The sequence below is a fragment of the Burkholderia sp. Bp9099 genome, from assembly GCF_003857805.1.
Taxonomy (GTDB): Bacteria; Pseudomonadota; Gammaproteobacteria; order Burkholderiales; family Burkholderiaceae; genus Burkholderia.
This window is the reverse complement of sequence record NZ_QTPU01000040.1, coordinates 26,447-38,461: the sequence shown is the minus strand read 5'-3', so window position 1 is coordinate 38,461 and position 12,015 is coordinate 26,447. Positions and strand designations below refer to the sequence as shown.

Genomic DNA, 12,015 nt, shown 5'->3' with positions numbered 1-12,015 from the left:
GACCTTCTCTCTTTTCTTCACTGCGTCTGTTTTCTCTCAGGTTCCGGGCAATTTTTTCTTCGTCGCGCCGGGTCATTATCCGCTCAATGCGGCCGAAGTGAAACGTTTGCGTATGCACCGAGCGGCTTATACCCGCCATTCGGACACAATCCTTCAAATTGTTTACGCGTGGTGCGACAGCATTCGGCAAATCTTGCAATCAGCTCGGCGTTCCTTTTTAATGGAACTGGTTCCATTCCGCGTTTCGGCCATGCCGACGCGTGACGTCCCGTCGTCCGCGCGTCATCATGCCGATTCAGGATCGAGGATCGTTCAGCTCAGGATTCCGCATCGCCCGTCCTTACCGGACACCCCCGTCAAACGAGACCGTCATGCCCGATTCCGCTTCCCTGCAGCAGCTGTTTCCCGCCTATCAGGACATCCCCGCCGAGTTCCGGCTCGCAGCACCGATCCACCAGCGCGTGTCGCTGGTCGACGGCGAGCTGCGTCCGTGGGACGGCACGACCAAGACCGTGCTGTCGCCCGTGTGCGTGCGCCAGCCGGACGGCAGCGTCGCGCAGATGGAGATCGGCAGCTATCCGGTGATGGGCGAGACGGAAAGCGACGCGGCGCTCGACGCCGCGGTGCGCGCGTACGACTCGGGCCGCGGCGAGTGGCCGACGATGAAGGTCGAGCAGCGCATCGCCTGCATGCAGGACTTCATCAAGCGGATGGTCGCGCAGCGCGAGCTGGTCGTGAACCTGATCATGTGGGAGATCGGCAAGAGCCTCGCCGATTCGCAGAAGGAGTTCGACCGCACCGTCACGTACATGACGCAGACGATCGACGCGCTGAAGGAGCTCGACAACGCGAACTCGCGCTTCGTGATCGCGGAAGGCACGATCGGCCAGATCCGCCGCACGCCGCTCGGCGTCGTGCTGTGCATGGGCCCGTACAACTATCCGCTGAACGAGACCTTCGCGACGCTGATCCCCGCGCTGCTGATGGGCAACACCGTGGTGTTCAAGCCGCCGCAGTACGGCACGCTGCTGTTCGAGCCGCTGCTCGAGGCGTTCCGCGACGCGTTCCCGAAAGGCGTGATCAACACGATCTACGCGCCGGGCGCGGTGGTCGTGCCGCACATGCTCGCGTCGGGCAAGATCAACGTGCTCGCGCTGATCGGTTCGAGCAAGGTCGCCGATCACCTGAAGAAGCAGCACCCGAAGTCGCACCGGCTGCGCGCGATCCTCGGCCTCGACGCGAAGAACGCGGCGATCGTGCTGCCCGACGCCGATCTCGACCTCACCGTGAAGGAGTGCCTGCTCGGCGCGCTGTCGTTCAACGGCCAGCGCTGTACCGCGCTGAAGATGCTGCTCGTGCACCGCTCGATCGTCGACGAATTCCTGAAACGCTTCACCGCCGCGCTCGAACAGCTGAAGATCGGCATGCCGTGGGAGAAAGGCGTGAGCATCACGCCGCTGCCGGGCATGCATCGCACCGCGTACATGACCGACGCGATCGACGACGCGAAGGCCAAGGGCGCGCAGGTCGTCAACCACTCGGGCGGCGAGTTCAGCAAGACGCTGTTCTACCCGGCCGTCGTGTATCCGGTGTCCGAAGGGATGAAGCTGTATCGCGAGGAGCAGTTCGGGCCGATCATTCCGGTCGCGACGTTCGACGACGTGGAAACCGCGCTCGATTACGTGACGACCTCGGAGCACGGCCAGCAGGTCAGCATCTTCGGTTCCGATCCGGCGCAGATCGGCGCGCTCGTCGATCCGCTCGTGAACCAGGTGTGCCGCGTGAACATCAACTGCCAGTGCCAGCGCGGGCCGGACGTGTTCCCGTTCGCCGGGCGCAAGGATTCGGCGGAAGGCACGCTGTCGGTGAGCGACGCGCTGCGCGCGTTCTCGATCCGCTCGATGGTCGCGGCGAAGCAGACCGACGGCAGCAAGCAGCTGCTCGATTCGATCGTGTCCGACCACTACTCGAAGTTCATCAACACCGGCTTCATCTTCTGAAGCGCTGAAGCCGGGACGGCGCGTCCGGCGGGCCGCGAAAAAAACGTCTCGGATATGAAACATCCGGCGCATGCGGCGCGCGCCTTCAACGCGCGGCGGGTGGCGTCGCGGCTCGCCGCACGAGACCGTCCCGAGGCCGCGGGGACGCCGCCGACGCCCATGCTCCGCGACCTTGCAGCGCTTCGTCGATCGACACACTCGACCGTTTTCAACCCGGCGTTACGTTACATCGCTGAAGCATTTCGTCCGTCCGGCCCCTGTCGCGCGGCCGACCGCGATCGCGCGCGGCGGATGGGCGCCCTGCCCGATTTTCCGTGCAAGCCAGTCCCGGCGGGACGCGATGACCGTTGCCGCGCCCCGCGTCAACAGTGCTCAACAATCGGATCGAGGGCTGGTACGGAACCTGCATTCGCATTGCAGTGACAGCCGCGCCGACGATCGGCGCGAACACGAACCCGGATCGGGACGTCCCCCGGATACGCCCGAACGATCCACGCAAGCTGCGAGGCACATCATGGATGCGCTGCCCAATTCGTCCGATACGTCGTTCCAGATCTTCCTCGCGAAACTGCTCGAACAGCCGCAGCCCGAATGGACGGAAAAGCAGCAGATGGAACTCGAGATGGCGCGCACGCTGTCGACCCGGATGGTCAGCTACGCGGAAGCCATGCGCGGCGGCAGCGCGGATCTCGCGCACTGCCTCGTACTGCTGCGCTACGCGAAGGTCCTCGACTTCATGCTGACGTCGCTCGCCGCGCACCGCGACATTCATCCGCAGACGCTGCGCACGCTGTTCCGGCTCGCGAACCTGAAGGTCGACGACGCGTATCCGGTGTGAGCGAGCCTCGGGCAGCCCGACGCGCCGCGTGCGCGGCTAGCGCGCCGCCCGCCCCGCCATCCACTTGCGGTACCGCCGCGTCTGGCACTGCGCGGCGAGTTGCTGCGACACCAGCGCGCGCAGCGGCGACACGCCCGGATGCGTACGCCGCCCGACGCTCAACCGTGCGAGCTGGAACTTCACGACGGCCATGTTCGCCAGCGCGCCCAGCGCCTTGTTCTTCCATCGGATCGGCTGCAGCGCCGGCGCGCTGTCCTTGCCGGCCTGCCAGTCGCGCGGCAGGTTCGGCTCGATCGACAGCGCGGTCGCGATGCCGACCATCGCCACGCCGCTCGCGACCACCTGCTCGGCCACCGCGCGACGCCGGATCCCGCCCGTGACCATCAGCGGCATCGCCGCGACCGCCGTGATGTCCCGTGCGAATTCGAGGAAATACGCTTCGCGGGCCAGCGTGCGTCCGTCGCGCGCCTCGCCCTGCATCGCCGGCACTTCGTAGCTGCCGCCTGACAGTTCGACGAGATCGACGCCCAGCGGATTCAGCAGTTCGACGACGCGCTTCGCATCGTCCGCACTGAAGCCGCCGCGCTGGAAATCGGCCGAATTCAGCTTGACCGACACGACGAACGCCGGCGATACCGTCGCACGCACCGCGCGCACGATGTCGAGCAGCAGCCGCGCGCGGTGCTCGATGCTGCCGCCCCACGCATCCTGCCGGCGGTTCGTCAGCGGCGAAAGGAACTGGCTCAGCAGGTAACCGTGCGCCGCGTGGATCTGCACGCCGGTGAAGCCGCTTTGCTCGGCAAGCTGCGCGGCGCGCACGAAGCGCTGCTGCACGTCGGCGATGTCGGCTTCCGTCATCTCCTTAGGCACCGGAAACTGCTTCGACAGCGCGCCGAGCGCGAGCGGCACGGCCGACGGCGCGAGCGTCGTCTGGCCGAGCGCCGCCTGCATCTGGCGCCCCGGATGGTTGATCTGCATCCACACGTGCGCGCCGCCGGAGCGCGCGACCTGCGCCCATCGCCGGAAGCGGTCGAGATGCGCGTCGCTGTCGAGCACGACGCCGTTCGGCCCCGTCATCGCGCGGCCGTCCACCATCACGTTGCCGGTCAGGATCAGGCCCGCCCGGCCGTCGGCCCACGCCTGGTACAGGCGCAGCAACGCGTCGGACGGCGCGTGATCCGCATCGGCCATGTTCTCTTCCATCGCGGCCTTGGCGAGCCGGTTCGGGATCACCGCGCCATTGGGCAGCGTGAGGGGCACAAACAGGTTCATGGTGGACTTCCTCGATTGACGATGCCCAACCATAACTTTAAAGTCAGCTTCAAGGTCAAGCCCCTCTGGAGCACGAGCATGAAAATCGGCGAGCTGGCGCGCACCAGCGGCATCGCGGCGTCGCGCATCCGGTTCTACGAAGCGAGCGGCCTGCTCGAACCGGCGCGCCGGCAGGCGAACGGCTATCGCGAATACGGGCCGGAAGCGCTGACGCGGCTCGCGATCATCGACCGCGCGCAGCGCGCGGGCTTTGCGCTCGACGAGATCCGCGCGGTGCTGCCGCCCGATCTCGGCGCGTGGCCGCGCGACGAACTGCTGGCGGCGTTGCGGCACAAGGTCGACGAAATCGCGCTGCTCGAGCAGCGGCTCGCGCAGAACCGGCGCAACCTGCAGACGCTGATCGACGAGATCGCGAACAAGCCCGCCGGCGAGGATTGCGCGGGCGCCGCACAACGCATGCTCGACAAGCTGTGCAAGGAGGAAGCCGAGTCGGTGCCGGCGCCTGCGCCGATGGCGCACGCTCGGCCGATGCGCAAGCGCGCGTAGGCGCGGCGAGCGCACGCGTGCGCCGGGTCTTGCGGTGTGGTTCACGCGGGGCGGCCCGCGCGCACGGCTGCGCGGATTTGCTTACGTCGCAGGTAATCGACGCGCGCCGCGTGCGCATGGATCATGGCTTCACCGATCAACGACGAACGATCGACGATCGACGCATCGCATCGACACCCCGGAGCCTGCCATGACCGCCTACGCCATCGCCCACCTGCACGACGTTCACATGTGCGACGACATCGTCGAATACCTCGAACGCATCGACGGCACGCTCGCGCCGTTCGACGGCCGTTTCGTCATTCACGGCGCGCGGCCCGACGTGCGCGAAGGCGAGTGGCGCGGCGACCTGATCGCGATCGCGTTTCCCGATCTCGATACGGCGCGCGCGTGGTACGAATCGGACGCGTACCGGCAGATCCAGCCGCTGCGCGCGCGGCACGCGAGCGGCCCGTTGATCCTGATCGACGGCGTGGACGAGCGGCACAAGGCGACGGACATCCTGCGCTGATCGACGTGCGCGAGCCCGCCTCGCTTACTTCGCGTTGCGCTCCATCGGCTCGCCGACGACGAACCCGCCGCCCTGGAAGCGTTGCGCGGGATCGTCGTACTCGGCGCTCGGCGCCGTCACCGGGAACAGCCCGGCGAACTGCTCGGAACTGTCCTGCGGCCGGAAGCCGAGGAAGCCGGCCTTCGTGTTGTCCCACCACTTCACCGGGTTGTCCGACACGCCGTAGACGATCGCGTGGCCGACGCGGTTCGTCAGCAGCGAGCAGCGCACGAGCTCGATGAAGTCGCGATAGCTGAGGAACGTCACGAGCATGCGCGGGTTCTTCGGCACTTCGAACGACGAGCCGATCCGCAGGCACACCGTCTCGATCCCGAAGCGGTCGAAGTAGTAGCGCGACAGCGACTCGCCGAAGCACTTCGTCACGCCATACAGGCTGTCCGGACGCTGCGGCGAATCGGCATCGAGCACTTCCGTGACCGGATGGAACCCGATCGCATGATTCGAGCTCGCGAACACGACGCGCTTCACGCCGTGCTTGCGCGCGGCTTCGTACAGGTTGTACGTGCCGGTGATGTTCGCATCGACGAGATCGTCGAACGGCGCGTCGACCGAAATGCCGCCGAGGTGGACGATCGCGTCGACGCCGTCGACGAGTTCCATCACAGCCGGCCGGTCGGCCAGGTCGACGACCCGGATTTCTTCGTGCGGGGCGGCGTCGCCCAGCGCGGCGATGTCGCTCACGCGCACGACGTCGGCCCAGTTCGCCAGCGCGCCGCGCACCTGACGGCCGAGATTGCCGGCCGCGCCGGTCAGCAGCAGGCGCCCGAACGGCTTGCGTGCGCCGGTGGATGTGGCGTTCATCGAATCTCCTTGAATCTGTTCTGAGGTGTCCTGGACGTTGCCCGAAACCGACGGAGCCGGCAAACGATCGGAAAACGTTTTCCAACTATACGCGGGGAAAAAGCCGAACGTCAATGGTTGAAGCTGTTCGCACCCATCCGCACTTTCCCGATATCGTCCGGCGGCCGGACGCCGGCTTTTTCTGCCACAATCCGGTGCAATCGAACGAAAACGTTACCCTTCCGATGAAAAAAGTTTCCCCGACGATCCGCGACGTGGCCGCGGAAGCCGGCGTGTCGGTCGCGACGGTCTCCAAGTACGTGAACGGCACGCAGCGCTTTTCGCCGACCGTCGAAGCGCGGCTCAAGGAAGCGATCGAACGGCTCGGCTACCGTTCGAACCCGCTCGCGCGCTCGATGATCACCGGGCGCACGCGCACCATCGGCCTCGTGATCCTCGACATCAGCAACCCGCACTTCACGAACGTCGTCAAGGGCGCGAACCGCGTCGCGCTCCAGCACGACTACACGCTGCTGCTCGTCGATACCGAGGAGAACCAGGCGCGCGAACGCTCGCTGATCGAGGCGCTCGCGCAGCGCGTCGACGGGCTGATCGTCAGCACGCGGATGCCCGACGACCAGGCCGGCTGGATGCTCGACCTGCACAAGCCGCTCGTGCTGCTGCGGCGCAGCCCCGGCCTGCCGATTCCGAGCGTCGGCATCGACAACCGGCTCGCCACCTACATGCTTGCGCGTCACCTGCTCAATCTCGGCCATACGCGCATCGCGTACCTCGGCTTCGGGCCCGCGCGCGTGAACGACGAACGGATCCAGGGCGCGCGCGACTGTCTCGCGGAAGCGGGGCTCACGCTCGACGTGCACGACGCGCACGCGCCGACCGCCGAAGCCGGCGAGCGCGCATGCTCGCGCGTGATGCTCGGGCCGCAGCGTCCGCAGGCCGTGATCTGCTACAACGACCTGATCGCGCTCGGCTTCATGAAGGAAGCGGCGTCGCTCGGGTTCCGGCTGCCGCAGGACGTGTCGGTTGCCGGCGTCGACAACGTGCCGTACGGCGCATACGCGGCGCCCGCGCTGACCACCATCGACATCCAGAGCGAAAACATGGGCGAGCTCGCGATGCAGAAGCTGATCGACGCGCTCGCCGGGCGTACCGAGGCGAGCTATTCGACGTTCGAGCCGCGGCTGATCATGCGCGCGTCGACGGCCGCGGTGGGTTGAAGCGCGCATCGCGTTCGATATCCGCTGTATCGCCGTATCGCCGTATCGCCGTATCGCCGTATCGCCGTATCGCCGTATCGTCGCTTCGTCGCTTCGTCGCTTCGTCGCTTCGTCGCTTCGTCGCTTCGTCGCTTCGTCGCTTCGTCGCTTCGTCGCTTCGCAAACAAAAACGCGCCGCCTCCGGGCGGCGCGTTCGCTTGCCGTCACGCGATCACGCGTCGAGCTTCGCGGGCTTCATCTTCGGCGTGAGCATGTGCATGATCGCCAGCGCGAGCAGGTAGGCCAGCGCGCCGATCGCGAACAGCACCCAGTAGTGGCCCGTGCGTTGCAGCACCTGGCCGATCACTTCCGAGAACAGCACGCCGCCGATCGAGCCGGCCATCCCGCCGATGCCGACCACCGACGCGACCGCGCGGCGCGGGAACAGGTCGGACGCCGTCGTGAACAGGTTCGCCGACCAGCCCTGGTGCGCGGCGGCCGCGAGACCGACGATCAGCACCGCGATCCACAGGCTCTGCACCTGCGACACGAACGCGATCGGCAGCACGCAGCACGCGCAGAACAGCATCGCCGTCTTGCGCGCGCCGTTTACGCTCCAGCCCGCGCGCAGCAGCGCCGAGGACAGCCAGCCGCCGCCGATGCTGCCGACCGTCGTCAGCGCATAGATGCACACGAGCGGCAGGCCGATATGCTGCATGTCCATCCCGCGCGACTCGTTGAGCCACTTCGGCAGCCAGAACAGATAGAACCACCACACCGGGTCGGTCAGGAACTTGCCGATCAGGAACGCCCACGTCTCGCGCTTGCGGATCAGTTCGCCCCAGCGCGGCGCGCCGGCATCCGCGTTCGCCGCGTCGAGCGCTTCGGCTTCATCGCGCGGCTCGTCGTATTCCGCGGCGAGCGCGCGCGTGTCGGCCGTGCGATACATCAGCAGCCACACCGCGAGCCATACGATGCCGATCGCGCCGATGATCACGAACGCCGCGCGCCACCCGTAGGCCACCGCGATCGCGGGGATGATCGCCGGCGCGAACACCGCGCCGATGTTCGCGCCCGAGTTGAAGATGCCGGTGGCGAGCGCGCGTTCGCGGCGCGGAAACCATTCGGCCGTCGTCTTGATCGCGGCCGGGAAGTTGCCGCCCTCGCCGATCCCGAGCAGCGCGCGCACCGCCGCGAAGCCCGTCACGGAGCCGACCGCCGCGTGCAGCATCGCCGCGATGCTCCACACCAGCATCGCGACCGCATACGAGATGCGCGTGCCGAGCCAGTCGACGATGCGCCCGAAGCCGAGCAGGCCGATCGCATAGAACGCGGAAAACGCCATCACGATGCGGCCGTACTGCACCTGGCTCCAGCCGATGTCGTGCTGCAGCATCGGCGCGAGCAGGCCGAGGATCTGTCGATCCATGTAGTTGATGACGGTCGCGAAGAACAGCAGCGCACAAACGGTCCAGCGGTAGCGGCTGGCCGCGGTGCGCACGGCACCGACGACGGCGGATTGCATGAATGTCTCCGATACGCGGTCGCGCCCGTCGCGCCGCTGGATTGTGCTGTCCGTGACCGGCGACGGGCGCCGGGGCGGGCGGCGGCCACGCCCCTTGCGTGGCGCGGCCGCTCGTCCGTCGAGTTCTGGAAAACGTTTTTCAAAGGATAGGGCGTGGCCCGGTGCCGTGTCAGTCGGGGATTTCGATGAGTCATCTCAAAATTGGCCGCGCAAAAAGAGATGACTGTTTCGCAGAGTGGCATTAACCGTTTTTCCGGGATTCTCCCGCGTGCGAAACGGGGCCGCGACGCGGGATGGCGCGTCGATACACATGTCCGATTCCAGCCAGAATCGACGGCGCGGATGGTTTACAGTCGTCGCATGCGCCTCGATCCCGACACCTGCTACGACGCCCTGCTCGCGCGGAACCGCCGCTTCGACGGCTGGTTCTTCGTCGGCGTGTCGACGACCGGCGTGTATTGCCGCCCCGTTTGCCCGGTGAAACCGCCGAAGGCGCAGAACTGCAGTTATTACGCGACCGCCGCGGCCGCCGAGAAGGCCGGCTTTCGCCCGTGCATGCGCTGCCGGCCCGAGCTCGCGCCCGGCCACGGGCTGCTCGACCTGTCCGGCAATCTCGCCGACGCGGCCGCCACGCTGATCGAGGACGGTTTCCTGAACGAGCATTCCGTCGACGCGCTCGCGCGGCGGGTCGGCGTGACCGAGCGCCATCTGCGCCGGATCTTCGCCGCGCAGTTCGGCGTGTCGCCGGTCGAGTTCGGGCAGACGCACCGGCTCTTGATGGCCAAGCGTCTCCTGACCGATACCGCGCTGCCGGTGGCGGTCGTTGCCTCGACCGCCGGATTCGGCAGCGTGCGACGCTTCAACGATTTGTTCCGCCAACGCTACGGCCTCAATCCGCTGCGCTTGCGCAAGGGCGCCGGCCCATCCGCCGATGGCGACATGACCTTTCCGCTGCCGTACCGGCCGCCGTTCGCGTGGCCCGAGCTGATGCAATTTCTCGCGCAGCGGCGGATCGGCGGCGTCGAGCGGATCGACGCGCACGGCTATGCGCGCGTCGTCGCGCTGCCGAACGGCAACGGCGACACGCATCTGACGGGCTGGCTGTCCGTCACGCACGTGCCGCAGCGCTTCGCGCTCGCGGTGACCGTATCGCCCGCGTTGACGCCCGTCGTACCGGCCGTGCTCGCGCGCGTGCGGCGGCTGTTCGATCTCGACAGCCGCCCCGACGTGATCGACGCGCATCTCGGCGCACTCGCGAGCGGCTCGCCCGGCTTGCGCGTGCCCGGCGCGTTCGACGGGCTCGAGATCGCGATCCGTGCGATCGCGGGCGAACGACTTGCGGCGACGCAGGCTGGTGAGGTGCTGGCGCGTGTGGCCGAACGCTTCGGCACGCAGGTGGACCACGCGCCGCCGGGGCTCACGCATGCATTGCCTTTGGCAGTAACGCTGGCGAGTGTGCCGCCGGCGGCGCTCGAAGCAACCGGCGTGACGCGTGATGCGGCGCAGGCGATCGTGGCGCTGGCACGTGCGGTCGCCGACGGCACGCTCGCGCTCGAACCGATGGCGCCGCTCGATGCGACGCTCCGCGCGTTGCGCGCGCTACCCGGCTTCGACGAATGCGCGGTGCAGTACGTCGCGATGCGTGCGATGGCCTGGCCGAACGCGTTTCCCGCCGACGACGCGTGGCTTGCTCCGCGCGCCGCCGCCGAGCGTTTGCACATCGCATCATCCGCGCCGCACGCGGCGCACTGGGCGCCGTGGCGCGCGTATGCCGCACTGCATGTGTGGCGCCTTCATGGAGAAGCTTCGCGATGACGCACGCTCATCTGATTCCGAGCCCGCTGGGCGACATCGCCATCCGTATCGAGGACGATGCGCTCACAGGCCTTTTTTTCGTCGGCCAGAAATACTATCCGTCGCTGGCGATCGCGCCGGACGCGGACGTACGCGGCGCGTCGCCGCTCGCGCGCAAGGTGGCCGACGAAGTCGCCGAATATTTCACCGGCACGCGCGAAACCTTCTCGGTGCCGATTCATCTGCGCGGCACCGCGTTTCAGCGCAGCGTGTGGAAGGAACTGCTTGCGATTCCGTTCGGCGAACTCGTGTCGTACGGCGACATCACCGAACGCGTCGGGCTGCCGATGAGCGCGGCGCGTGCCGTCGGCGGCGCGGTTGGCCGCAACCCTGTGTCGATCATGGTGCCGTGCCATCGCGTGATCGGCACGTCGGGCAGCCTGACCGGTTATGCAGGCGGCATCGAACGCAAACGCGCGTTGTTGTCGCTCGAAGGCGCCGGGTTCGCGCGCGGGGAACGTCATCCGATGCAGCAGTCGCTGGCGTTCTGAATCAAGATCCGCGGCGCGCGTTGCCGCGTCATGCGCTCAACGCCGGCCGGCGCGCTTCACGCTTCGCATACGCGCCCGGCGTCACGTTGAACTTCGCCTGAAACAGCGCGATGAACGACGACGTCGAGTCGTAGCCCAGCTGCGCGGCCACCGCGCCGATCGGCTCGCCCGCATCGAGAAGCGGCAGCGCCGCGAGCAGCCGCACGGCCTGCCGCCACTCGGTGAACGACAGCCCCGTGTCCTGCCGGAACAGACGCGACAGCGTGCGCCGTGTCGCACCGACCTGACGGCCCCATTCGTCCAGACTGCGCGTGTCGCCCGGATGCGCATGCAAGGCACGCGCGATTTTGAGCAGACGCGAATCGTGCGGCAGCGGCACCGTCAGCGGCGCGGGCCGCATCCGCGCGATCCGGTCGGCGATCAGGCACACGAGCGCACCGTCCGGCCCCGACTCGTCGTAGTCCACCGGCAACTCGCCGGTCGCGATCACCAGCTCGCGCAACAGTGGCGTCATGCAGAGGATCATGCAATCGTCGGCGGCATCGTCGCGCGCGATCGCATCGTCGAGATACAGGCTGTGGAACGCGACGCAATCGCGCGTCGACACCGCGTGCGGCACGTGCGGCGGAATCCACATCGCATAGTGCGGCGGCAGCAGGTGCCGGCCCGACGGCGTCGATACCTCCAGCACGCCGCTCGTCGCATACATCAGCTGGGCCCACGGGTGACTATGCGCGTCGACGCTCGCGTTGCCGGGAATCCCGAACGCGCGCACGAACAGCGGCCTCGGCAGGCGCGCCATCGGCGGCACCGCGTACGGATCACCCGATTGTCCCGCCAGCGACATAAGACGTCCTCCGAAGGTCATTGCATGCACGATCGCGATGCTACCGTAACGACTCTTCTTTCTCACGGCTTCCG

Annotated in this window: 11 protein-coding genes; 7 read left to right on the top strand and 4 right to left on the bottom strand. The window is 67.5% G+C overall.

Going from position 1 to position 12,015, the window contains the following annotated elements:
• Positions 1-371: 371 nt before the first annotated feature.
• Together DIE17_RS32720 and DIE17_RS32715 are read left to right on the top strand one after the other, a co-directional pair.
• The gene (locus DIE17_RS32720) at positions 372-2,000 is read left to right on the top strand and encodes an NADP-dependent glyceraldehyde-3-phosphate dehydrogenase (protein WP_124489272.1); all 1,629 of its coding nucleotides are present in this window, start codon (positions 372-374) and stop codon (positions 1,998-2,000) included.
• A gap of 514 nt (positions 2,001-2,514) precedes the next feature.
• Positions 2,515-2,838: a DNA-binding protein gene (locus DIE17_RS32715; RefSeq protein ID WP_124489271.1), complete on the top strand. Its 324-nt coding sequence runs from the start codon at positions 2,515-2,517 to the stop codon at positions 2,836-2,838.
• Positions 2,839-2,874: 36 nt separating this feature from the next.
• Here the strand turns inward: DIE17_RS32715 and DIE17_RS32710 are convergent, their stop codons facing one another.
• On the bottom strand, positions 2,875-4,110 hold the full coding sequence (locus tag DIE17_RS32710) for an NADH:flavin oxidoreductase/NADH oxidase family protein (protein ID WP_124668191.1): 1,236 nt from the start codon (positions 4,108-4,110) through the stop codon (positions 2,875-2,877).
• A gap of 78 nt (positions 4,111-4,188) precedes the next feature.
• Between DIE17_RS32710 and DIE17_RS32705 the strand changes: the two genes are divergently transcribed.
• A complete protein-coding gene (locus tag DIE17_RS32705) occupies positions 4,189-4,656 on the top strand; it encodes a MerR family transcriptional regulator (protein WP_124571429.1) in 468 nt (155 codons plus the stop codon).
• A gap of 190 nt (positions 4,657-4,846) precedes the next feature.
• Positions 4,847-5,167, top strand: a complete 321-nt coding sequence (locus DIE17_RS32700) for a DUF1330 domain-containing protein (RefSeq protein WP_124489268.1) — start codon at positions 4,847-4,849, stop codon at positions 5,165-5,167.
• 24 nt (positions 5,168-5,191) lie between these two features.
• On the opposite strand, the gene DIE17_RS32695 is transcribed toward DIE17_RS32700, so the two are convergent.
• Entirely contained in the window at positions 5,192-6,028 is an 837-nt protein-coding gene (locus tag DIE17_RS32695; protein ID WP_124668190.1) for an NAD-dependent epimerase/dehydratase family protein, read from the bottom strand.
• Positions 6,029-6,141: 113 nt separating this feature from the next.
• Between DIE17_RS32695 and DIE17_RS32690 the strand changes: the two genes are divergently transcribed.
• Positions 6,142-7,245 carry a LacI family DNA-binding transcriptional regulator gene (locus DIE17_RS32690; protein WP_124668189.1) on the top strand — a complete coding sequence of 368 codons (1,104 nt, stop codon included), beginning with the start codon at positions 6,142-6,144 and terminating at the stop codon, positions 7,243-7,245.
• Between the two features lie 211 nt (positions 7,246-7,456).
• Here the strand turns inward: DIE17_RS32690 and DIE17_RS32680 are convergent, their stop codons facing one another.
• Complete coding sequence (locus DIE17_RS32680; RefSeq protein WP_124668187.1) at positions 7,457-8,749, bottom strand: MFS transporter; 1,293 nt, start codon at positions 8,747-8,749, stop codon at positions 7,457-7,459.
• A gap of 342 nt (positions 8,750-9,091) precedes the next feature.
• On the opposite strand from DIE17_RS32680, the gene DIE17_RS32675 reads away from it, so the two are divergent.
• Both DIE17_RS32675 and DIE17_RS32670 read left to right on the top strand, forming a co-directional pair.
• Positions 9,092-10,564: a DNA-3-methyladenine glycosylase 2 family protein gene (locus tag DIE17_RS32675; RefSeq protein WP_124668186.1), complete on the top strand. Its 1,473-nt coding sequence runs from the start codon at positions 9,092-9,094 to the stop codon at positions 10,562-10,564.
• Positions 10,561-11,094 carry a methylated-DNA--[protein]-cysteine S-methyltransferase gene (locus tag DIE17_RS32670; RefSeq protein ID WP_124668185.1) on the top strand — a complete coding sequence of 178 codons (534 nt, stop codon included), beginning with the start codon at positions 10,561-10,563 and terminating at the stop codon, positions 11,092-11,094. Before DIE17_RS32675 ends, DIE17_RS32670 begins: the two co-directional genes overlap by 4 nt.
• 28 nt (positions 11,095-11,122) lie before the next feature.
• Here DIE17_RS32670 and DIE17_RS32665 read toward each other — a convergent pair whose 3' ends face one another.
• The gene (locus tag DIE17_RS32665; protein ID WP_124668184.1) at positions 11,123-11,941 is read right to left on the bottom strand and encodes a helix-turn-helix domain-containing protein; all 819 of its coding nucleotides are present in this window, start codon (positions 11,939-11,941) and stop codon (positions 11,123-11,125) included.
• Positions 11,942-12,015: the final 74 nt, after the last annotated feature.